This window comes from Shewanella sp. MBTL60-112-B2 (genome assembly GCF_019655055.1).
Taxonomy (GTDB): domain Bacteria; phylum Pseudomonadota; class Gammaproteobacteria; order Enterobacterales; family Shewanellaceae; genus Shewanella.
The window spans coordinates 104383-127588 of the sequence record NZ_BPFA01000004.1 but is presented as its reverse complement, the minus strand read 5'-3'; the positions used below and the strand labels follow the sequence as shown (position 1 = coordinate 127588).

Below are 23206 nucleotides of genomic sequence, written 5' to 3'. Positions count from 1 at the left end.
CAACGGCTTGATTTGACCCTTGTGTCCTGCTGATATACTTTGTGTACCGCTTATTTCTAGGAATGATCATCGTGGCAAAAAAACCAGAAAATCTCTCATTTGAAGATTCACTTTCCGAGCTAGAAAAAATCGTAACCGACTTAGAGCATGGCGATATTGCTCTCGATGACGCCTTAAAGCAATTCGAGCGCGGCATTAAGCTTGTGCGCAACAGTCAAACTAAGTTAGAAAATGCGCAACAAAAAGTGGCCGTACTAATGCAAGAAGAGGGTGTCGACACTCTTAAACCTTATGATATTGAGGGTGAGTAATTGTTACTAGAGTCTCTAAAGCAGTACCAAGAGCGTATCAACCAGCAACTTGAGTTACGTATCGACTCACTTGCCGATATCGAACCGCAATTAAAAGCGGCGATGAAGCATGGTGCCTTAATTGGCGGAAAGCGCATTAGACCCTTTCTGGTTTATGCTGTTGGCAAGATGTTAGGTGTTAAGCTGTCTACCCTAGATACCTGTGCAGCAGCTGTTGAGTGTGTACATGCTTACTCACTAATCCATGATGATTTACCCGCAATGGATAACGATGCTCTGCGCCGTGGCCAACCGACGGTACATATTGCATTCGATGAAGCTACCGCAATATTAGCGGGAGATGCATTACAGGCTCTCGCCTTTGAAATCATCAGTGAGCCCATCGAAAACATTACTCCATCACAGAATTTAGCTATGGTTAGAGCCTTAGCTAATGCCTCTGGGTATAGTGGCATGTGTGGTGGTCAGGCGATGGATCTTAGCGCCACTAACAAGCAGATTGAATTAGCCACTTTAATACAGCTACACAAACTAAAAACAGGTGCGCTTATTCGCTGTGCGGTGGAGTTTGCTATCATCGCAGCAGAGGTTAACCAAGATGAGCGTCAAGCTCTGCTCGATTTTGCCGATGCCATTGGCCTGGCTTTTCAAGTTCAAGATGACGTTCTCGATATCATCGCCAGCACAGAAGAGCTAGGAAAACCACAAGGCTCAGATACAGATTCAAACAAAAGCACCTATCCAAAGTTGCTTGGTTTAGAGGGCGCTCAAGAAACTGCGGCAAGTTTGATTGAGGACGCACTATCAGCGCTGGCTAAATTACCATACAATAGCCAGTTAATTGCAGAATTCGCCCGTTACATCATTGAGCGAAGAGTTTAATAAAGAGACAAAGAATCTCGTATGAGTTTTGATATTTCTCAATTTCCTGTGCTTGCACAGGCTAATACGCCAGATGAGCTAAGACAGCTCCCTCAAGCAGTATTGCCACAATTGGCAGACGAGCTTAGAGGTTTCCTATTGAAGTCTGTGGGTAAATCAAGCGGTCACTTCGCATCGGGTCTAGGCACGGTGGAACTGACTGTTGCGCTTCATTACGTGTATAACACGCCATTTGACAGATTAGTTTGGGACGTAGGTCACCAAGCTTATCCTCATAAAATCCTAACCGGACGCCGTGAAAGAATGCACACCATTCGCCAAAAAGGCGGGGTGCACCCATTCCCATGGCGCGAAGAAAGTGAATACGACACCTTTAGTGTGGGTCATTCAGGGACTTCTATCAGTGCCGCTCTTGCTATGGCCGTCGCTGCAGAAAAAGAGCAAGCCGGTCGTAAAGTGGTTGCCGTAATTGGTGACGGTGCAATGACAGGTGGCATGGTGTTTGAAGCCATGAACCACGCTGGTGACTTGCATAACGATATGTTAGTGGTGCTTAACGATAACGAGATGTCTATCTCTGAAAACGTTGGCGCGCTCAATAACCACCTTGCACAGCTTATGTCTGGTCGCTTCTATACCACGATTCGTGAAAGCAGCAAGAAAGTGCTTAAAGGTATGCCTGTTATCAAAGAGATGGCTAAGCGCACCGAAGAGCACCTAAAAGGCATGGTGGTTCCTGGTACTTTATTTGAAGAACTCGGCTTTAACTACATTGGCCCAATTGACGGCCATGACGTAGACGCTCTTGTTGAAACCATGCGTAATATGCGCAACTTAAGTGGTCCACAAGTGCTGCATATCATGACCAAAAAAGGTCGTGGTTATGAACCTGCAGAGAAAGATCCTATCGGCTGGCATGCGGTACCAAAGTTTGATCCATCAACCTTTGAAAAGCCTGCGGCTAAACCGTCTGATCCAACCTTCTCTGAAGTGTTTGGTAAATGGCTGTGTGACATCTCTGAAAAAGATGAAAAGGTCTTAGGTATTACGCCGGCAATGCGTGAAGGCTCAGGTATGGTTGAGTTCTCTCAGCGTTTCCCTAAGCAATACTTTGACGCTGCAATTGCCGAGCAACACGCTGTCACCTTAGGTGCCGGTTTTGCTTGTGAAGGTTATAAGCCTGTTGTCGCTATCTACTCGACCTTCCTGCAACGTGGCTATGATCAAATGATCCACGACGTGGCACTCCAGCAACTACCTGTCCTGTTTGCTATCGACCGTGGTGGTATTGTTGGTGCCGATGGTCCAACCCACCAAGGTGCGTTCGACTTAAGCTTTATGCGTACAGTGCCTAATATGGTGATCATGGCGCCGTCTGATGAAAATGAATGTCGTCAGATGCTATATACCGGTTATTGCTACAACGATGGCCCAACTGCTGTGCGTTACCCACGTGGTAGTGCTACCGGTGCTAAGCAAGTCGAAACCATGACGGCGTTGCCAATAGGTAAAGGCTTAATCAAGCGTCAAGGTAAGAAGATTGCCATCCTTAACTTTGGCACCTTACTAGCAAGCAGTTTAACGGCTGCTGAAGCACTGGATGCCACCGTTGCCGATATGCGCTTTGTGAAGCCATTGGATGTAGAGCTAGTTAAAGAGCTGGCAGAAAGCCACGATGTATTAGTTACCGTGGAAGAAAACGCCATTATGGGCGGTGCGGGTTCTGGCGTACTTGAGCTATTGCAGACTCTAAAGTTGCCAAAATCTGTATTGCTAATTGGCTTGCCTGATGAGTTTATTAAGCACGGCGCACCTGATGAGATCATCAGTGAACTAGGCTTAGATGCTGCTGGTATTCAAAAGCAGATTGAAGACTTTATCGCTTAACGCTTTTTGAAAGCGCTAACCACAAAAAAGGACTGCTAAAGCAGTCCTTTTTTATTGCCTATACTCAGCACAAGGCGAGTACAGGCATAAGCTAACAGTTAGCCTTGAGAGACCATTACCATTGCTGGGCGCAATAGACGCTCATTCAATGTGTAGCCCTTCTGCATTACCATCATTACAGTGTTTGCAGCAAACTCTGTGCTTGGTTGCATACCAATCGCTTGGTGTAATTCAGGGTTGAAGGTATCACCTTGTGGGTTAACTTGAACTAAACCAAACTTCTCAACCGTGCTCATAAAGCTCTTAGCTGTCAGTTCAACACCTTCATAAATCGCTTTTGTCGCTTCGGCTTCTGCGTCAGTACCTTGCAGAGCACGCTCCATGTTATCTAATACAGGGAGTAATTCATTGATGAACTTTTCTAACGCGAACTTGTGCGCTTTTTCCACGTCCATTGCTGAACGACGACGAATATTATCGACTTCGGCTGCAGCGCGGATCACTGAGTCTTTTTGCGAATCGACTTTGGCTTCAGCTTCTTGCAAAGCTTTCTCTAACTCTTCTACGCGGAAATTTGCTTGAGTAAGCTCATCCATCAAAGAGGCTTCATTAGTCGCTTCAGTACCGTTTTCGTTAAGCAATTCGCCTTCTACGATCTCTTCGACTTGGTTATCTTGTGCTTTGTTTGTTTGGTTGCTCATTTTTGCTCCAGCTAAAAATGCTTTGTTTCTGCATGCTCTGGGCATATTATGGGGATCAAATTTAAGGTTTCAAGGCCTAAAGCTGGATCTAACATAAATTATGAGCAATACGTTTCACACAATTGGTCTAATTGGTAAGCCTAACCATAAAGGTACCAACCTGACCTTAAAAAGATTGCATCATTGGCTGAGTATGCAAGGCTACAAAGTCTTAGTCGAAGAGCGAGTCGCTGGTGAGCTTGGCCCTCAAGCCCAATCTGTTGACCTATTAGAAATAGGTAAGCAATGCGATTTAGCCATTGTTGTCGGTGGTGACGGCAATATGCTTGGTGCTGCTCGTGTGCTTGCAAGGTTCAATATAGGCGTTATTGGCGTTAACCGTGGCAACTTAGGTTTCTTAACCGACTTACCACCAGACTCATTCGAAGAAGCATTATCAAAAGTACTCGAGGGCGAGTTTGAAATTGAGCAGCGCTTCTTACTCGAAGCTGAAGTACACCGCCATGGTGAGTTAAAGTCTAGCAATACAGCAGTTAACGAAGCGGTACTTCACCCCGGAAAAATTGCCCATATGATTGAGTTTGAGGTCTATATTGACGACAAATTCATGTATAGCCAACGCGCAGACGGTATGATTATCTCGACTCCTACAGGGTCGACAGCCTATTCACTCTCTGCTGGTGGCGCGATTTTAACCCCTAATTTGTCAGCGATGATCTTAGTGCCTATGTTCCCGCATACGCTTTCTTGCAGGCCTATCGTTGTCGATGCAGCCAGTATCATCAAGTTAGTCGTATCACCGCATAACGCCGACAACCTAGAAGTCAGTTGCGATGGCCACGTCCACCTGTCTGTCCTCCCTGGCGATGAGATAATTATCAAGCGTAGTGATGAAACCTTAAGGCTTGTTCACCCTAAGGGGCACAACTATTTTCACGTTTTGCGCTCCAAGCTCGGCTGGGGTAGCAAACTTTTTTAATCAATCCATTTTGCCGATATGCCCAATTAAAAGTGGCTATCGGCAACATTCGCCCCGCTCGCTCCTTTCTTACCGTAACTTTCAGACTTTAACTGTTAATAACCTACAATTTTTACTGCACCTTAATTTGAGGTGTAACAATTAAAGCTATCCTCTCTAAACTGCTAAAATAATTAAAAACATTAACTTAGTTTAATAATGTTAGCAAAACCAAATAAAGCAAAACAGCTAAATGAGACACAGATCACCCTCAAAGCTAGAGTGAAAGCTCTTACTCAATATCAATCAAGAAATTAAGCGATCAAAACCAAGCTATGTAACGATGCAAAGTTAACATTTTAATCGTTTATACAGCCAAAATAGCCTTTACGCTCAACTCGAATTCGACACCCGCATATCATTAACGCCTTTTTGCGTGACCAAGATCACAAGCAGGAAAGCGTAAACTCGTGACACGTCTCACCAATGTCATTATCAACCACAATTAGGCATCAGTATGATCCAGATCATATTCACAAATCTCTAATTCACGTTTAGTACACACCTTAATCCATTACAACTAAAAGTTATTAGGTGGATTGATAACAGCACCAAGAAGTGAGCCACTCAAATTTAGCTATTTGAAGTAGAAATTGAAGCTAGAAACTCCAACATATCGAGGCAAGCATGACCTTTATTCAACTACTCGCAAGCTTAACGCCGATCATCAGCGTTATGCTGTTTTTAGTCCTACTACGGATGCCAGCATCCAGAGCCATGCCTATTTCCATGGTATTTACAGGTCTTGCAGCGGTATTCGTTTGGCAGATGGACACGACCTTTCTCGCAGCCTCCGTGGTTGAGGGCTTATTGTCGGCATTAACTCCACTGACTATTATTTTTGGTGCTGTGTTCTTGCTAAATACTCTTAAGTATTCCGGTGCAATGGATACCATTCGCGCAGGCTTCACCAATATTAGTGGCGACGCCCGCGTACAGGTGATTATCATCTGTTGGCTATTTGGCTCGTTTATCGAAGGCTCAGCAGGCTTTGGTACCCCTGCGGCAATTGGTGCACCACTGCTGGTATTACTTGGGATCCCACCAATTGCTGCAGCAGTTGTTGCGTTAATTGCCGACTCAACCTCTGTATCGTTTGGCGCCATTGGCCTGCCAGTATTATTTGGTATGGAGCAAGGGCTAACCCAGGGCGGTAGCAATATGGCAGCCGAACAAATCGCCCAACATGGCGGTAGTTTTGCGGATTTCGCGCAGTTTATTGCCATGCATATGATCACTATCGATTTAATCACTGGCACACTGATCCCATTAACTATGGTGGCTATTTTGACTGGCTTCTTTGGTCGCAATAAGTCCTTTAAAGAAGGTTTAGCCATTTGGAAGTTTGCCCTATTTGCAGGCCTTGCCTTTACCGTTCCAGCTTGGTTGATTAACTACTTTGCAGGCCCAGAGTTCCCATCGGTTATTGGTGCTCTTGTGGGTATGGCTGTGGTGATCCCTGTTGCTAAAAAAGGTTACTTATTACCAAAAGAGCAGTGGAACGACTTTGCTGAAAATGATGGTCAGAAACGTGAAGAGCTAGACACAGAAGTTAAGTTCTCTCAACTTGCTGCATGGTCACCCTATTTAATTATGGCTGCACTACTCGTGTTATCACGTACTGTCGCGCCGCTTAAAGCTTGGTTATCGAGCTTTAATATCAGCTGGACCGGATTACTCGGCACTGAGTTAAAAGCAGGTTTCGCCACGCTGTACGCGCCAGGCGCTTTCTTTGTTCTCGTGTGTATCTTAGGCTTCTTCCTATTTAGAATGAAGTCTCCTGCAATAAAAGAGTCTATCTCAGTCTCTTGTAAGTCTATGGTGCCGACTATTATCTCCTTAGGTGCATCCGTACCTATGGTAAAGATCTTCTTAAACTCAGGCGAAAATGCTTCGGGTCTAGCCTCTATGCCTGTCGCGCTTGCCGATACCTTGGCAAATAGTATGGGCGCTGTGTGGGCTTGGGTTTCACCGATTGTGGGTATATTCGGTGCCTTCTTATCCGGCTCTGCCACCTTCTCAAATATGATGTTCTCAGGCCTACAATACAGTGTTGCCGACAATATTGGTGCTAACCATGCGTTGATATTAGCGATGCAAGGCATTGGGGCTAACGCGGGTAACATGATGTGCGTAATGAACGTTGTTGCTGCAGCAACTGTTGTGGGCATGGCGGGCCGCGAGTCTGAAATTATCCGTAAGACGATGCCAGTGGCACTAGGCTATGCTTTAGTCGCCGGTACCATAGCTGCGGTATGGGGAGGCTTTTAGCCCTTCCCTTAAATACAACAAGAAAACTAAATTTAATAACAATAATAATATCGAGAAAGCCGCTTTCATTAGCGGCTTTATCCACTTAAAAAGTGTATGAGATAAGATTAAATGTCGATTAATTATGAAGCAGTATTAAGAGATTTACGTAGACAAATCGGTGAGCACGCAGCAACTAACGATCCTGTGCGTCGCTTTGCTTGGTCAACTGATGCCAGTTATTTTCGCATCGTACCTGAAATCGTGGTGCATGCCGATACCTTAGAGCAAGCTAAACGCACCCTAGCCATTGCCCGTACTTACGGCGCACCGGTAACCTTCCGCGCTGCCGGTACCAGTTTATCTGGCCAAGCTATCGGTGAAGGTATTTTGCTCATTCTTGGTCACGATGGTTTTAGAACATTAACAGTCAGTGACGATGCATCACAAATCACCTTAGGCACAGCCGTTATTGGCGGCGATGCCAACGCGGTACTAAAGCCATTAAATAAGAAAATCGGTCCCGACCCTGCAACGCTTGCTTCGGCAAAAATCGGCGGCATTGTGTCAAATAATGCCTCTGGCATGTGCTGCGGCACAGCGCAAAACAGTTATCAAACTATCGCTTCAGCAAAACTGCTTTTTGCCGACGGCACCGAGTTAGATACGGGCTGTGAAGAGTCAAAAGCGGCATTTAGCCAATCGCACCCTCAGCTGTTACAAGAGCTAACCGATCTGGCACAGTTAACGATTAACAACAGTACGCTTGCTGCGCGAATTCGCAAAAAATTCTCCATTAAAAACACCACAGGTTATAGCCTCAATGCTTTAGTGGATTTTAGCGATCCTTTTGAGCTAATTAACCACCTAATTGTCGGCGCTGAAGGCACACTAGCCTTTGTAGAAGAAGTGACTTATAACACCGTTGATGAAGCGCGCTTTAAAGCCTCTGCCATGGCCGTATTTTTCAATATGGAAGACGCCGCTCGAGCCGTGCCGCCAATTGTAGGTGATAGCGTAGCTGCAGCAGAACTACTAGATTGGGCATCAATTAAAGCGGTAACAGGTAAAGCAGGCATGCCAGAATGGCTAGCTCTGTTACCTGAAGGCGCTGCAATCTTGTTGATTGAGTCGCGTGCTAACGATAAAGCCACATTAGACATCTACACCCAAGACGTGATTGCTAAACTTGCTCATATTGAAACAGAGCGCCCTATTACCTTCAGTGACGACCCAGCTGTATTTGGTCAATACTGGGCAATGCGCTCAGGCCTATTCCCAATTATTGGCGGCGAGCGCCCTAAAGGCACCTCGGTTATTATTGAAGACGTTGCCTTTGAGCTTGAACACTTAGCCGCAGCGGCTAACGATTTAACCGAGTTGTTCCATAAGCATAACTATCCGGAAGGGGTTATTTATGGTCATGCTCTTGCTGGTAACTTCCACTTCATTATTACCCCAACATTTAACTCTCAAGCAGACATTGAGCGCTTCCACGACTTTATGCAAGATGTGGCTGAGATGGTGATCAATAAGTACGACGGTTCAATGAAAGCCGAACACGGTACAGGCCGCGCAGTGGCGCCTTTTGTTGAAATGGAATGGGGCAGCGACGCTTATACCTTAATGAAGCGTATTAAGCAGATTTTTGATCCAGAAGGTCTACTAAACCCTGGAGTTATTCTTAACGACGACAACCAAATACATGTTAAGAATATCAAACCTTGCCCAGTGGTCGATGACTTAGTCGATAAGTGTATTGAATGTGGTTTCTGCGAAAAAACCTGCCCAACGTCAGCGCTGAATATGTCACCGCGCCAACGTATTGCAACCTTGCGTGAAATTGAGCGCTTAGAGCAGTCCGGTGACAAACAAGCCGCTGAAGATATGCGCGCTGCGGCAAAATATGACGTTGTTGACACCTGCGCCGCCTGTCAACTTTGTACTATCGCCTGCCCTGTCGATAACAGCATGGGTAACCTTGTACGCAAACTCAGAACGCCGTATATCAGCACCACAGAGCAGAAGGTACTGGATTTTCAAGCCAAGCATTTTGGCGCGGTTAACCAAGTCATTAGCACAGGTTTTAATGCTCTTGGTACGGTCCACAAAATTACTGGTAGCGCGATAACTGGCGCAATAATGAAAGCGGGTCGCGTGGTAAGTAAGGAAGTACCTTATTGGAATCCTGATTTTCCAAAGGGTGGCAAACTGCCTAAGCTTAGCGCACCTATTCCGGGGCAAGAAACCGTCGTTTACTTCCCAGCTTGCGGCGGCCGCACTTTTGGCCCAACGCCAAAAGATCCTGACAACCGCAGCTTACCTGAAGTGGTTGTCACCCTACTGGAACGCTCAGGCTATAACGTCATTACCCCAGAGAAAACTCGCGACTTATGTTGTGGTCAAATGTGGGAGTCAAAAGGCGACTTTAAAAATGCCGATGCTAAACGCATAGAGCTAATTGAAGCCGTTGCAGCCATGACTCAAGGCGGTAAACTACCGGTTATTATCGATGCGCTATCTTGTACATACCGCACGCTTGCAGGCGATAAGTCACTGACCGACAAAGTTGAGATAGTCGATATGGTTGATTTTATCCATGACAAGCTGCTTGATAAGCTGACCATTAATCGTAAGAAGCCAGCCGTTGCGCTGCACTTAGGTTGTAGTGCTCGTAAAATGAAGCTTGAGCCGAAAATGGAAGCTATTATCGAAGCTTGTAGTCAGCAAACTGTTCGTCCAGCAGGCATAGATTGCTGTGGTTATGCTGGTGAAAAAGGTCTTTATAAGCCTGAAATCAACGCCAGCGCCCTGCGTAATATTAAGAAACTCATCCCGGTTGATGTCAGCGAAGGCTATTACGCTAACCGTATGTGTGAAGTGGGTTTAACTCAGCACAGTGGTATTTCTTATCGTCATCTTGCGTATCTTTTAGAAGAATGTACTCGTTGATAATCACCTTAAATTAGCCGTATCAACACCCTGTTAGGGGCAAAGATTGCCCCTAACTTTCTTTACCTTGCATAAACCTTCATCTCACGATTGCTCTAACTAACCATTTGTAGATGTCTCTCTACAGCCCAAACCATAAAAAACCAAAATTATCATTTAATACAACTAGATAAGTTGTTTTCATTTTTGCAAAAGTCACTAAGTTTATTTGCTAAATTAGCACTACTTTTTATGGGGGGATCGGCCTATATTTATTAAGTGAGTAAATAAAGGCGAATGTCCGTTAAAGATTAAGTCGGCTTCTAAAGCAGGCTTTTTGCGGTTACTTTTTACGGTTATTTCCTACGGTTATTTCCTACGGTTAAAAGTCGCTAACAATGTCTGCAAAATAGAAGAGAGTACACAATGAAGATCGCACTTTTCATTCCGTGCCTAGTGAATCAGATGGTCCCAGAAGTGGGAATCGCCACCTTAGAATTATTAGAAAAACTCGGACACCAAGTCATACTGCCAAAAGGCCAAACTTGCTGCGGTCAGCCAATGACCAACTCTGGTTGCTATAACGAAGCCAAAAAAACCACAATGAAATTGCTTAATGCTTTTAAAGGCGTTGAGTGTGATGCCATTGTGTGCCCAGCCGCTTCATGCCTTGTAGCCGCCAAAGAAAACTTTCACGAGTTTGATACTAGTCCTGAAGCTCAAGCCGTTATCGACAAGTTATATGAGTTAACAGAGTTTCTTCACGACATCTCACCTATTCCAGCATTTACTAAGCCGTTTCCCCATAAAATCAGTCTACAGATGAGCTGCCATGGTATTCGCATGCTAGATCTAGCCACTCCTAGTGAGCAGATGGGCCCAAGGATGAACAAGTTTGAAGCCGTGCTCGCAGCGATCCCTGAAATTGAAATTGTTTATCCAGAGCGCCGCGATGAATGCTGTGGTTTCGGTGGAACCTTTGCCCTAGATGAAGGCGCTGTATCGGCTAAGATGGGCAAAGATAAAGCTCAGGCTCATGCCGAAACTGGCGCGACTTATGCTGTAGGCTTCGATCCCTCTTGCCTACTGCACATCGATGGCATGGTCAGACGGCAGAAACTGCCTATTGAGACTCGCCATATCGCTCAAGTCATCAACGCAGCGCTTTAGGAGAACATATGTCTACCTCTAATTCAGCGGTACACGCCCATAAGGCGGAGATCTTCTGTAAAGATGAGTCCCGTGTCGATTGGCACTCTAAAGCTCTTTGGCTACTGCGTGAAAAACGTGATCGCGCGGCAGGAAGTTTGCCCGAGTGGGAACAACTGCGCCAAATTGGCTCGGAGATGAAGCTACATACACTGACGCATTTAGGCCAGTATTTAGAAGAGTTTGAGCAAAACTGCATAAAGAACAATATTCAAGTGCACTGGGCCAAAGATGGCGTAGAGCACAATCGTATCGTGCATGAAATCTTGGCCAAACATCAGGTCAAAAAATTAGTTAAATCTAAGTCGATGCTCACCGAAGAGTGCCACATGAACCCTTATTTGGAGCAGCATGGCATTGAGGTGATCGATACTGACTTAGGTGAGCGAATTATTCAGCTGGCGGAGCAGCCCCCATCACATATTGTGGTGCCAGCGATTCACTTGAAAAAAGAGGAAGTGGGCGATCTATTTCACGACAAGCTCGGCACAGATGCGGGGGCATCAGATCCACTTTACTTAACTCGCGCAGCCCGCGCGCATCTACGTGAACAGTTTTTGTCAGCCGATGCCGCGATGACCGGGGTGAACATGGCGATTGCCGATAAAGGCGCTGTTGTTGTGTGCACCAATGAAGGTAATGCCGATATGGGCGCCAACTTACCTAAGCTGCAGCTGCATTCTATGGGCATAGATAAGATAGTGCCTAATATTGATAGCGCGGCGGTTCTGCTGCGTACGCTTGCCAGAAACGCAACGGGGCAACCTATTACCACTTACAGCTCTTTTTATCGCGGCCCACAAGATGGCGGCGAGATGCATGTGATTATTGTCGATAATGGTCGTACAGACATGCTAAAAGACAAAATATTAGCCGAATCTTTAAAATGTATTCGCTGTGGTGGCTGCCTTAACACCTGTCCTGTGTATCGCCGCTCAGGTGGCTACAGCTATAACTACACCATTCCTGGTCCTATCGGCATTGCGGTAGGCTCGCAAAGGGATGATACCAACTCGATCCCTTGGGCATGTACCTTATGTGGTAGCTGCTCTTATGTGTGTCCAACTAAGGTGCCACTGGATAAAATCATCCACCATCATCGCCGCCTAAAAGCCGAGGCCGGAAAACTCCCCTACGGCAAAGCCAGTTATATGCCACTAGTCGGCAAGTTTATGGCCAGTGAAACCGCGCTTAATTGCTCAATGAGCATTGCGCGCACTGCGCTTAAAATTCTACCGGGTAGCTTACTCAAACCATTCTCAGGTGCTTGGGGTAAATACCGCGAGTTACCCGTAGCCCCCGACTCAAGCTTCGAAGCTTGGTTTAAGAAGAACAGAGGCTAAAAACATGTCTAGCAAACACTATATCCTTGAAGCACTAAAGAGCGCTGCAATTGCACCTCAAGCTATGCCCGTTATCGATATTTCGCCACGAATCGATGACTTAGTCGGCCAGTTTGAAACAAGTCTAAATACGGTGGCAGGTACCTTACACCGTGAAGGTGGCTTAGCTAAGCTGCAAGCTCAAGTTGATGAACATATTGCTCAGGGGATGCAAATCATCTCTATGGTTGACGGTGTTAAAGGTAATCGCGAAGTGACCGATACCGCCCACCAGCTGAGAGATATCGATTACGCGGTGATCCCGGGGGACTTGGGCGTGGCAGAAAATGGCGCTATCTGGGTTAACAATAAAAACCTTGGCCATCGCGTGACGCCATTTATCTGCGAAAACCTATTTTTGGTGTTAGAGGCAAAAACGATTGTGGCTAATATGCATCAAGCCGCGAGCCGCATCACTCTTGGATCTGGAGAGTTCGGCACCTTTATCGCTGGTCCATCTAAAACTGCTGATATTGAACAAGCGCTGGTTGTTGGTGCTCATGGTGCCTGTAGTTTAAACGTGTACCTCATTTAAACTAGCACCTAGCTCGAACTAACTACAACAATTCAGTTTGTACGAAATAGTTAGCAAGTTAGACATTAAAAAGCCCTAAACTCACTACAGGTAAGTTAGGGCTTTTCTTTATCTTTTTATCGCGAATATTAACGTCGCGTCCTCTCAAGCCAATAGTCGAGTTTTACGCTCATTCCTTGTACTTCAACGGCCTTGCCATCTATAAACTTGGGGGCATAGCGCCACTTTTTCAGTGCCTTTAATGATTCTTTCTTAAACTTACTGCCACCTTGTGTGTCGGTAACCACAGGGTCTTTAACAAAGCCCATTTTGTCTATGGTGAAACTCATCGTAGTACTACCTGTTTTCCCCGCTTTGGCATAAGCTAAGGGGTATTTCGGCTCTTTACGAAACAAGGGGGTAGGCTCGATATTATCGTTCCAAGGTGTCATGTCACCGATAGCGATACAATGCTTTGTCGACTTGTCACTTTCACCTTCAAGTTCATATAGCTGAACTAATCTAGCATGTGCAGCAAGCTCATAAGGGTGACTATAATCTAGCATTTCAAACTGCTTAATAACCCCTAAAAATAGCTCTTCTGCCTCGTCATAATCTTTTTCAGCAAAGCGTACATTACCCACTGTGAAACTCGTCAGTACGCGCTTCATTGCTTCTTCCGGCAATAAGTCGGCATAGCTCTGTTGAGCATCAAAGGCGTAATCACGTACCTTAGGCTTGTAATAAGGGGTATTAACTAAACGCTCAAAATAAGCCATTTTGGTGTCGGCAAGCAACATGGCATGGTCCGAAGCTTCGGCAATTTCCAGTGCCTCATCTAAATAATTACGAGCCTCTTTAGCGCTGACTGCATCGCTTAACCCTAGAAGCGGATCGATTAGCTCTATTGCTTTGTCACCGTAGTTTTTACGGTAAGTCGTTAGCGAGACTTGGTACAACTCAAACGCCTGTAGCTTTAACTTTTTAGCCTTAATCTCGTTTTCTTCTTCAAAGGTATTTTTGGGTAAGTTCACAATCAAGGCATTACCCGCATTTAGCGCTAATATTGCTGTATCTAGGCTATCAGGCCCAAACTTAAGCTTACCAAGCTCGTAAGACTTTAGTGCATATAGCTCAATATTCGCTTCATCCTTTGAGGTCACCGCGGCTTTGTAGGCTGAATACGCGTCACCAAACTCAGAGGCAAAGGTTTGAGGTGATAAAATTAGGGCACTAACAAATATGGCGGCACAAAATAGCCTTTGTCCGGCTGAGTTTCTTTGGCGAGAAAAATCACTATTTGTTGCAGTTTTTCCTTGATTAGACGGAAGTAACATGAAAAATCCTTATTCACTGTTATTAGCTTTTCTTATTATTTTTAGCAAAAGCAGTTTTTGTACAACTTTTGCACTATCAGAGTCCAAATTAACATAGCGACAGACTGGGAAGCAAGTCGCCACTTTCTAGTCAATAAAGAGCAGCTAAATTAAAAATCACAGGCTTACACTGCATCTTTGACCTTACTCGTCAATTTTTAGCTATTAATTGTGTGTGGGTCCGCTTCATTATCCAGCCCATCCAGATAGCTAACACAGTGCTACAAGTGGCCAGTGAGATCCACACGCCTGTCACTCCAAATGCCCAGGCAAACACACATAAAATAGCAGTAAACAGGATCAGCTTAGCCCCGGTTAAAATCGAGGCTTCTTTTGAATAATTGATTGCTTGAAAAAATGATGCACCCACTAATAACATGCCTTCCATAGGTAAGCCCCAGAAATACCAGCGCATGCCCTCGATTGCAATCGGCGTAAGTAAAGCATTGTCACCGGCAAAGATATAAACAAAAAGTTGCGGCACAGAATAGATAAAAACTAAGCCTAAGATGGCACATACTAAGGTCACTGAAAAAGCCAGCTTGAGCGCCTGTTTAACCCTGTCGAAGCGCTTGGCTCCCGCATTAAAACTTAAAATTGGCTGCACACCAAAGGCAATACCTTCAAACAAAAGATAGAAGAAGGCTTCGGTATAACTCACCACACCATAAGCCGCCACGTGCAAAGGCGTACCCACGGTTAAAAACGCCACATTGTGTAGCGTTAGCACCACTGTCAAGTACATGTTCATCAAGAAACTGGGGAAACCGACACGTATGATATTGACGCAGTGATCCCATTTAAGTTTCATCTGCTCAAGGTTAATGCCTATTGCGGTTTTACTGCTGAAGAAATGCTGTAAACACAGAGCCCCTGTGACGGCTTGAGAAATCATGGTGGCTATCGCAGCCCCCATTAACCCATAGGGGAACACCACGATTAACAGCCAATCGAGCACAGTATTTAACACGCCACCTAAAATTAGCACAAAGGTCACGAATCCAGGGCGGCCGTCATTACGCAGTAATGTAGCAAAGGCCATTGACACTATAGGGAAGGTGCCTAAAGCAAAATACCAAAAAAGATAGTCGTCAGCACTACTGAGGATCTCGCCCTCTGCGCCGAGCATCATCAAGATATCTCGAGAGAAGTAGCAGCCGAGTACCGTCGTGATAAGTCCCGAGATAAGGCACAAGCTAAAAGTATTACCTAAGATCTTACGCGCAATATGCGGCTCACCTTGCCCCTGATGAATGGAGACTAACGCCGCTCCGCCCATGCCTAAAGTCGCACCTACCGCATAGAGAATGGCTGCGATAGGATAAGCCAAAATCATCCCAGCTAAACCGACTTCCCCCAAGTAATGGCCAATAAACATGCCATCAATAGTGACGTATATTCCCGTCACTAACATAGACAGGATTGTCGGTATGCTATAACGCCAGAACAGTTTTGCGATTGGTTCGGTGATCATTGGCGAGTCTGTTACGACTCGATTAGATTCGGCCGGCAGCATAGGTTGGCTCATGGTCATTCTCTTATTATTGTTATTATTTTCGCTGTTCTACAAATGTTTGACTGACAAATCATGCTCTAGTGTTTAATCGCTATTAAGAAACTTAAAATAGTCGCGAGGTAACATGCAGCCGATAAAAATAGTTTTTAAATTAATAACTGAACTCAAGTAACTGAACTCAAATAACTGGACTCGAATAATTAGAGATCAATATCTAGCTAAAGGCCAAGCCGTGAAGAAAGGCCCAGCAAAGCCACCTCAACACTCTCTATATCGATTTCGGACATAGACAATATTTCGATACGAGAATCCATCGCATCGTCGAGCTCTACGATAGATAATTCAGACTCTACACAGTTAAAGCCTGCAATCCCCTCTTCGGTGATCATCACGGCTTTAAGCCGAGGAACATGCAAACTTTTTATAAAGCCCAGTAATTTGTCAAAGTCGAACTCATAGCTTGGGTCAAAGACCCAACCACAGCTGTAAAACCCATCGCCTTGATTGGTCTTTCGCAGCAAACCGCGCTCATCAAATTCAATGTGTTGCCCAGAAGATAGCTCTGCTGCTGGCTCTGAAAATAGCGGGCTATAGTTAATATCTATTAAGCGAGGAGCCTTTACACTTGGCGAACTCGGTCTCAAAATTGTTGGCTTATTTTCTGAGCTTATTGCATTTGTTAAAGTCGAGCCTTTATGGGGCCTTTCTAACAGTGACATAATCGAAACACTCAGCTCTGCGGCCAGCTTGAGGCTCCAAGGCATAATCGGCACTGTATCAGTATCAGTATCAGTATCAGTATCAGTAGATTGAAGTGTCGTGCCAGTGGGAGTAATTAAATCTAGATATTTAGCTAATTCTGTTATTAATGAAGCAGGGTAACTATCGGCTTTACTCGCCAAAACAACATCGGCAACTTGTAGCTGTTGATTAAAAATTTCATGCTCAGTATAACGGCTATCATTGAGCTTTCTCGCGTCCACTAAGGTCACACAGGCTTTCATCGCCAACACTTGCCGATAATGGGGTTGAGTTAACACCTTTAGTACCTCTTTAGGATGCCCTAGCCCCGTTGGTTCAATCAGCAATCTATCAGGCTTAGCTTTGGCTATTAGCTGATTTATCGCCACCTGCATAGGCACTCCCGCCGCGCAGCACATACAACCGCCCGCCACCTCTTTGATCTGAATTTGCTCAGAGTCTGAATCGAGTAACCCAGCATCAATCCCTATTTCACCAAACTCATTGACCAGTACAGCCCACACTTCTCCCTCAGGCTTATGCTGTAACAGAGCCTTAATTAAGGAAGTTTTACCGACACCTAAAAAACCGGTAATGACATTGGTTGGGATAATTTTCTGGATCATAGCTAGGCTCTATCTATCGAGTAGCCTGAGATTCTAATCGTTAATCCAATCTAATGTCACCCCAAAACCGGGAGTTAGCCAAAATTATATAGCTGGCTATTTTCCAATCAAGATTTAAGCCATATGCTATGCTGATTACAGGTAAATCATAGGCTTGCCAATGGAATGATAGGAAGCAATGTTTAAAAAACTGATATTAAGCTTACTTTGGCTTACAGCACTAGTCATCACACCGTTTTGTTATTCACAGACTTGGTCTGATATTGATAAACCCAGCCTGACACCATCGAGCCAAGCACTCGACTCTAGTGTGAATGCACTACCCGATATTCACCTAGCAAGCCAGCGCGATCAAAACCGGGCTGCAAACTTGCTTATACAGCTTTTTAATGAACAAGCACTGCACACTATTAAGCTAAAACAACAATTACAGGCATTTAAAAAATCTCCCTCAACAACGACTTGGCAGCAAGTTCAGCAAGTTAAACTGTCCTTAGATAATCTAAGCGCCAATAAGGCCAAATTACTTCAGTACATTAGCCCTAACCTCAATGATAAATACACTGGATTTGGCCCAGATGGTGTACGCCAGATTATACTTGAAGCTCAAATTAGTGAGGCCAACGCGAGCTTTGCCTTTGTCTCACAAGTAAAAAACCTAAAAGCCTTCGCTAACGATCTAACAGTCTCCCCCATTCCGCTGATCGTACTTATCATCAAATCAGCTCTCGTCTTAATAATTCTCAAGTGGTGGCTCAAAGTAGGCCCAATATTTATCGTGTCGCGACTCGATAAAACTAGGATGGCTCGCCTCAAACGAGAACCTATTAGTAACATTTTTTGGCGCTACCTCAATAAAGTTCACATTGTTATCGCTTGGTTCATTGCTGCCTCCGTATTGCTGAACTTATTTGCTCGCCTACCAGGACTTGGCAATATCAGCTACCTAAGCGTTGTGGTTTATTGGGCATTTAGCGCTGCGATTATTATCCGCCTTATCAACGAATTTACCGCTCACCATAGCCGCTATAACAACCAGTCTGAAATTGTTGAGCTTAGAGTCAAAACGGTAAAGTATTGGGTACGGTTGTTTATGGTGTCTGGGATCATTCTCAAAACTACAGAGATGAGTGTTTATCAAGGAGCCATTTACGCTTGGGTGAAGACATTTATCGGGCTCGCCCTACTCATCTTACTGATTAAAACCTTAAGAGATTGGCGTCAAATCATCTTCAACCAGTTGAAGCAAAATGATGATCACCCTAACTACATCAAGTGGGCGATCAAAAATGAAAACAATTGGTTATTTTCTCCTGTGGCAACCTTACTTGGGGTTTTTAGACTATTTAACCAAAGAGCCTTTCAAGAGTTATTTAACAATCTGTCACGCTATCAAAGCTTTAAGCATGCGTTAGCCTACTTCTTTAGAGTTGAGGTAGCCAAGCAGAGCCAAGCAGATAAAGAAAATACCAATATGGTTCGTGTTAAAGGTGACGAAGCCTTTTTGTATGTCATGCCTGGCCATGAAGAGAGTGAGCTTGTGGAAGAGTATGCTAAGACTGAGCTCGATGAACTCGCGCGCTACGTTCTTGCCCCAGTTCCGGCATTAGCTTTAGTCTATTCGGAGCGAGGCTTAGGGCTAACCACACTATTTAAACGCCTAATACACCGTGCCAACTCAGAGTATGCTATTTATTTAAGCTGTCCATACGGTGGTTATTCACCATTGATCCAACAACTCAATATTGCCTTAGGGCTTGAAGAAGATGGTAATGAAGCAGCCCTTATTCAACACTTGCGGCAATCTGAGCAGCGATACATTATTTGTATCGATAATTGCCAACGATTAGTTAGCCCTAAAGTTGCGGGGTTAACCGATCTGATGAAAATAACTAAACTGCTACGCCGCGGCCGTAATCAGCATGGCGCGGTTTTAGGTATTGAACAGTCGGCTTGGCGCTTTATCGACCGCGCAAGAGGCGAGCGCTTACTATTTGATAAAGTCATTGCCATGCCACGTTGGAATGAGAAACAAATAGCCACCTTACTAAGTAGCCGTATCACTATTGAAGGTGAGTATTCTTTAAGCTTTGAAGGACTCAAATTACCTAAGCAATGGGATGAACAAGAGCTAAGTGAGCAACAGCGAGCCGAACAAGGTTTCTACCGTATTTTATGGGACTACTCCGATGGCAACCCAACAGTTGCATTGCGATTCTTTAGAATGTCTCTTAATAAAGATAAAACCAGTGGCAAAGTATTTGTCAGAATATTTACCGCCCCTGATGCTAAAGAACTCGAAAACATGCCGAAACCAATGCTAGCGGTATTACGCGCCATCGTGCAGTTGGAAGTTGCTTCAGCGGAAGAACTGTCAGATTGTACTCAACTTGGATTCTCCGAGGTGTTAAATACACTACGCTATTTTCAAAACCGTGGCTTTGTGGAATTAGTGGATGATAAGGCAAGGATTTCAGCACACTGGTTTAGATACATAACCAATACACTACATAACCAACATTTATTGGTGAAATAGATGAAAAGCTCTCAACACTTACCGCGCGTAATCGGCTTAGCTGCACTTTGTATCACCACGCCTGCCTGGGCTGAAACCACAACAGCAAACTTAGACAGTCTGACAGAAATTGCCAGCTTGATCCGCTGGAGTGGCGTATTCATGTCGATAATTGTGGTATTTATTGCCTGGCTAATGCTTAAATTCACGCAAAATCTGGTCGACTCTATCGGTGCCCAGTTTGCCCAGCGACGTATGCTTGCCCAAAAGCTGCAATCCTTCTTTCAATTCTTTATCTATATGACCGCGGGGATCTCAGTATTTATGCTGAGTTTTAGAGTCGATGATAGAGTGCTTACCCTTATTGGTGGCACCTTAGCGGTATCAGTCGGCTTTGCGATGAAAGATCTAGCAGCATCCTTTATTGCCGGGCTCACTGTCATGATAGACAGACCCTTTCAGGTTGGCGATAGAGTCACATTTGAGGGCCATTACGGCGATATCGTCACCATAGGGCTACGCTCCGTCAGAATGTGTACTTTGACCGATGACATTATTACCATTCCCAACAGCAAGTTTCTAAGCGATGTGGTTGTTAGTGGTAACTATGGCGCTTTAGATATGCAGGTCGTCATCCCCTTCCATGTCGCGCTGGACCAAGACCTTACTTTAGCCTGTGACATCATTCGTGAAGCTGCGGCATCGAGCCGCTATATCCACCTGCCAAAACCTATTGTGGTACTTGTGAAGCAAGATATTAGTGATAATTACTTCGCGATTAAGCTTACGCTTAAAGCCTACGTGCTAGATATCAAATATGAAAAGCTATTTGAAACAGACATTACCCTGAGGGTTATGCAGGAGTTTAAAAAGCAGAATATCTGCCCGCCAACAATTATGCAAAGCACCAAGATATACCGTTAAAAGGACTCATGAGCCGCAGTAACGACTCAGTATTAGCCTGCAAACTGATACTGAGCTATTTAAGGTAATGGGTATCGATATAATCGCACCACAGATCTGAGTCTAATTCGGGTAAGTCATTATCGCCTCTAATTCCCAGTCTAAACTCTACCACTGAGCGCCACTCTAGCGAGCCAAGATCGGGGCCGTGGCCTTGACCATCGCCAGTGATAATTTGTTGTGCCACTTTTTCAAACCAAGCAGGTTCACAAGCTTGAATATCTAACCGCGCATCAGTAGCCTCATTATTCACGCTAGTCGCTTTAGCGGCCGTATCTTTCGGGTCTATTTGCGCACATCCACAAAATAGCACTACCGCAACAATGCTAACCACACCATAGATTTTAATCACTGAAATCGACTCCAAATTAATTAATAACGATAACACTATCAAATCATGCACATATTAAGGAGGGCTTAAATACAACTAACTTAGCTTCCTGCCAACCTTCAGCTAAAAACCACAAAAAAAAATCACAAAAAAATCACAAAAAAAACACCGAATACCAACCACACAGCAACAGCAAGGAAACGCAACTGAAACACCACAACAAAGTGTGTTGATAATTTCAACATATAGATGCTCATCTATCCAAGATTTATATTCATCCAATATACAGCTGTATAGAATATCAGCGAAGCTCAACTAAATGAGCTCGTTATTATAATTACAATTGATGGGTCAAAACATGAAATTACTTAAAACTGCAGCTGCTGCTGCGATATCTGTTGCGTTATTAGCAGGCTGTAACGATGAAACTAATAACTATCATCCAACTGAGCCGACACCAGATCCTGTTGAACCAGTAGAAAGAGACGGCCGCTTTGCCGCGTATAACTTATCATTCGATCGTACTAGCTTTGAGCAACTTGTTAGTGAGATGACACTAACAACTGAAAAGCAAGACGAATTAATGGATAAGTGGTTCGCCGGAACCTTAACTTCCGAAGAAAAAGAAGTCGCGGAGAAAGTTATTCAGATCCGTAACGTTGCAGCTGTAATTCAAACAGAACGCCCAGCAGTATTGATGATGGGCGAATTCAACAATGATGGTATTGGTGAAAACCAAGATGCTATGGTTGGGTTCCGCCTTAACTACTTGTCTGTACCTCAAAATGGCCTTGGTGCAACGTCTGATGAGAAGAAGATGTTGCAACCTATCCAATTTGGTTACTCTCAAACATTCGCCACTAACACTGGTTTACTTAGCGATTTTGACTTAGATCGTGACGGCAAAATTGCCTTACCTGGTGATGCTTGGGGATTTGGTTTCTATCACGGTCAATACGCATTTGGCCTGATCTCTATGTACCCTATCGACACAGCTAATATCCGTACTTTCCAAAACTTCAAATGGAAAGATATGCCAGGTGAAACCAATCCTACTATCGTTAATTGTGACGACGATAAAAACCCAATTCCTGCTGGTATGAAGTGTGGTGATGAGTGGTACTCAGCTGAAGCTTGGGCAGAAAAACCACTTTCCTCTAAGAACCATGTTGATGTGCCTGTATTAGTCCCAACATCAGACGGCGGCACTCAGTCTGTTCACCTATTAATGTCACACCCGACACCACCAGTATTCGACACCGTGACGAAGAACAATGTACTTCTTAACAGTGCAGAAGTGGCATTCTGGAATGACTATGTATCAGGTTCAGACTACATGTATGACGACAAAGGTCTACAAGGTGGTTTAGCTGATGACGCATCATTTATGATCATGGGCGACCTGAACGCTGACCCTAACGATGGCGATGGTAAAATTGAAACGATTGCTAAGTTACTAGCCAATGACAACATCAACACTCACGCAACTTTAGGTGTTTATGCCCCTAGCAGCTTAGGTGCTGATGAGTGCTTTACTAGTGGCGAATGTGGTGAGTGGGGAACTGGTAGCCCACAATATGTAACGAGTACATTCGGGCTTCGTGTTGACTATGTGATGCCATCAAGCGACCTAAACATCACTGACTCAGGTGTTTTCTGGCCAGCGACCTTCGAAGAAGGTCGTCTACTAATGAATGATGAGCGTGTAGGTAAATATGGTGACGGCAAAGATATTTCATCCGATCACCGCCTTGTCTGGGTTAAAGCGGAGTTCTAATTAAGCCAGTTATTGAGAACATATTCCCAATAAAGCTTAACTTCCATTGAATACAAAACGCGCAATAGAGTCTTTCTACTGCGCGTCTTTTTTGGTTTTCGCAGATTAATTGAAATACTAACTAAATAGAAAACTGCATCGATGGGTTAAAGCAAGCAATAGCTTCCATGCCGATATAGGGGTCACTCGTCCAACACTCTTGCTTAAATTTTTCATAAACCTCTCTAAATGGCGCATGAACCAAGTACTAGTTTTAGCCCATAAAAAAGTGAACAT

Annotated in this window: 17 protein-coding genes; 12 read left to right on the top strand and 5 right to left on the bottom strand. The window is 44.6% G+C overall.

From position 1 onward, the window contains the following. Positions 1-71 precede the first annotated feature (71 nt). Genes xseB through dxs form a run of 3 tightly spaced genes read left to right on the top strand, consistent with a single transcriptional unit; the run spans position 72 to position 3080 of the window. On the top strand, positions 72-311 hold the full coding sequence (gene xseB / locus K5Q73_RS03865) for an exodeoxyribonuclease VII small subunit (protein ID WP_220761812.1): 240 nt from the start codon (positions 72-74) through the stop codon (positions 309-311). Beyond that, complete coding sequence (gene ispA, locus K5Q73_RS03860; RefSeq protein WP_220761810.1) at positions 312-1193, top strand: (2E,6E)-farnesyl diphosphate synthase; 882 nt, start codon at positions 312-314, stop codon at positions 1191-1193. 21 nt (positions 1194-1214) lie between these two features. Continuing rightward, entirely contained in the window at positions 1215-3080 is a 1866-nt protein-coding gene (dxs, locus tag K5Q73_RS03855) for a 1-deoxy-D-xylulose-5-phosphate synthase (protein WP_220761808.1), read from the top strand. 98 nt (positions 3081-3178) lie between these two features. Here the strand turns inward: dxs and grpE are convergent, their stop codons facing one another. Further along, positions 3179-3781 carry a nucleotide exchange factor GrpE gene (grpE, locus tag K5Q73_RS03850; protein ID WP_220761807.1) on the bottom strand — a complete coding sequence of 201 codons (603 nt, stop codon included), beginning with the start codon at positions 3779-3781 and terminating at the stop codon, positions 3179-3181. Positions 3782-3881: 100 nt separating this feature from the next. On the opposite strand from grpE, the gene nadK reads away from it, so the two are divergent. The 6 genes from nadK to K5Q73_RS03820 all read left to right on the top strand — a co-directional run bounded on the left by nadK (position 3882) and on the right by K5Q73_RS03820 (position 13106). Further along, positions 3882-4760: an NAD(+) kinase gene (gene nadK / locus K5Q73_RS03845; protein WP_220761805.1), complete on the top strand. Its 879-nt coding sequence runs from the start codon at positions 3882-3884 to the stop codon at positions 4758-4760. Between the two features lie 666 nt (positions 4761-5426). Further along, complete coding sequence (locus K5Q73_RS03840) at positions 5427-7070, top strand: L-lactate permease (RefSeq protein WP_220761803.1); 1644 nt, start codon at positions 5427-5429, stop codon at positions 7068-7070. A 111-nt stretch (positions 7071-7181) separates the two neighbouring features. Continuing rightward, complete coding sequence (locus K5Q73_RS03835) at positions 7182-10001, top strand: FAD-binding and (Fe-S)-binding domain-containing protein (protein ID WP_220761801.1); 2820 nt, start codon at positions 7182-7184, stop codon at positions 9999-10001. Between the two features lie 405 nt (positions 10002-10406). Then, entirely contained in the window at positions 10407-11150 is a 744-nt protein-coding gene (locus K5Q73_RS03830; protein ID WP_220761799.1) for a (Fe-S)-binding protein, read from the top strand. A gap of 8 nt (positions 11151-11158) precedes the next feature. Further along, entirely contained in the window at positions 11159-12532 is a 1374-nt protein-coding gene (locus tag K5Q73_RS03825; RefSeq protein WP_220761797.1) for a lactate utilization protein B, read from the top strand. Between the two features lie 4 nt (positions 12533-12536). After that, entirely contained in the window at positions 12537-13106 is a 570-nt protein-coding gene (locus K5Q73_RS03820; RefSeq protein ID WP_220761795.1) for an LUD domain-containing protein, read from the top strand. A gap of 128 nt (positions 13107-13234) precedes the next feature. Here the strand turns inward: K5Q73_RS03820 and K5Q73_RS03815 are convergent, their stop codons facing one another. The 3 genes from K5Q73_RS03815 to K5Q73_RS03805 form a co-directional block, all read right to left on the bottom strand. Further along, positions 13235-14422 carry an energy transducer TonB gene (locus tag K5Q73_RS03815; RefSeq protein WP_220761793.1) on the bottom strand — a complete coding sequence of 396 codons (1188 nt, stop codon included), beginning with the start codon at positions 14420-14422 and terminating at the stop codon, positions 13235-13237. Positions 14423-14612: 190 nt separating this feature from the next. Beyond that, positions 14613-15977 (bottom strand): MATE family efflux transporter, encoded by a 1365-nt coding sequence (locus K5Q73_RS03810; protein WP_374706805.1) that lies wholly within the window; start codon positions 15975-15977, stop codon positions 14613-14615. Positions 15978-16195: 218 nt separating this feature from the next. After that, positions 16196-17344: a GTP-binding protein gene (locus tag K5Q73_RS03805; protein ID WP_220761789.1), complete on the bottom strand. Its 1149-nt coding sequence runs from the start codon at positions 17342-17344 to the stop codon at positions 16196-16198. Between the two features lie 178 nt (positions 17345-17522). Here K5Q73_RS03805 and K5Q73_RS03800 point away from each other — a divergent pair, with 178 nt between their 5' ends. Next, a complete protein-coding gene (locus tag K5Q73_RS03800; RefSeq protein ID WP_220761787.1) occupies positions 17523-19880 on the top strand; it encodes an ATP-binding protein in 2358 nt (785 codons plus the stop codon). After that, positions 19881-20783: a mechanosensitive ion channel family protein gene (locus K5Q73_RS03795; RefSeq protein ID WP_220761784.1), complete on the top strand. Its 903-nt coding sequence runs from the start codon at positions 19881-19883 to the stop codon at positions 20781-20783. It abuts the gene before it with no gap. Positions 20784-20838: 55 nt separating this feature from the next. Here the strand turns inward: K5Q73_RS03795 and K5Q73_RS03790 are convergent, their stop codons facing one another. Next, complete coding sequence (locus K5Q73_RS03790) at positions 20839-21174, bottom strand: hypothetical protein (protein ID WP_220761782.1); 336 nt, start codon at positions 21172-21174, stop codon at positions 20839-20841. A 337-nt stretch (positions 21175-21511) separates the two neighbouring features. Between K5Q73_RS03790 and K5Q73_RS03785 the strand changes: the two genes are divergently transcribed. Further along, positions 21512-22930 carry an endonuclease/exonuclease/phosphatase family protein gene (locus K5Q73_RS03785; protein WP_220761780.1) on the top strand — a complete coding sequence of 473 codons (1419 nt, stop codon included), beginning with the start codon at positions 21512-21514 and terminating at the stop codon, positions 22928-22930. Positions 22931-23206 lie beyond the last annotated feature (276 nt).

Bases quoted from the DNA above. Each gene is read 5' to 3' on its own strand.
- dxs (WP_220761808.1), top strand. From the start codon at position 1,215: ATGAGTTTTGATATTTCTCAATTTCCTGTGCTTGCACAGGCTAATACG.
- grpE (WP_220761807.1), bottom strand. From the start codon at position 3,781: ATGAGCAACCAAACAAACAAAGCACAAGATAACCAAGTCGAAGAGATC.
- nadK (WP_220761805.1), top strand. From the start codon at position 3,882: ATGAGCAATACGTTTCACACAATTGGTCTAATTGGTAAGCCTAACCAT.
- K5Q73_RS03840 (WP_220761803.1), top strand. From the start codon at position 5,427: ATGACCTTTATTCAACTACTCGCAAGCTTAACGCCGATCATCAGCGTT.
- K5Q73_RS03835 (WP_220761801.1), top strand. From the start codon at position 7,182: ATGTCGATTAATTATGAAGCAGTATTAAGAGATTTACGTAGACAAATC.
- K5Q73_RS03830 (WP_220761799.1), top strand. From the start codon at position 10,407: ATGAAGATCGCACTTTTCATTCCGTGCCTAGTGAATCAGATGGTCCCA.
- K5Q73_RS03825 (WP_220761797.1), top strand. From the start codon at position 11,159: ATGTCTACCTCTAATTCAGCGGTACACGCCCATAAGGCGGAGATCTTC.
- K5Q73_RS03820 (WP_220761795.1), top strand. From the start codon at position 12,537: ATGTCTAGCAAACACTATATCCTTGAAGCACTAAAGAGCGCTGCAATT.
- K5Q73_RS03815 (WP_220761793.1), bottom strand. From the start codon at position 14,422: ATGTTACTTCCGTCTAATCAAGGAAAAACTGCAACAAATAGTGATTTT.
- K5Q73_RS03810 (WP_374706805.1), bottom strand. From the start codon at position 15,977: ATGCTGCCGGCCGAATCTAATCGAGTCGTAACAGACTCGCCAATGATC.
- K5Q73_RS03805 (WP_220761789.1), bottom strand. From the start codon at position 17,344: ATGATCCAGAAAATTATCCCAACCAATGTCATTACCGGTTTTTTAGGT.
- K5Q73_RS03800 (WP_220761787.1), top strand. From the start codon at position 17,523: ATGTTTAAAAAACTGATATTAAGCTTACTTTGGCTTACAGCACTAGTC.
- K5Q73_RS03795 (WP_220761784.1), top strand. From the start codon at position 19,881: ATGAAAAGCTCTCAACACTTACCGCGCGTAATCGGCTTAGCTGCACTT.
- K5Q73_RS03785 (WP_220761780.1), top strand. From the start codon at position 21,512: ATGAAATTACTTAAAACTGCAGCTGCTGCTGCGATATCTGTTGCGTTA.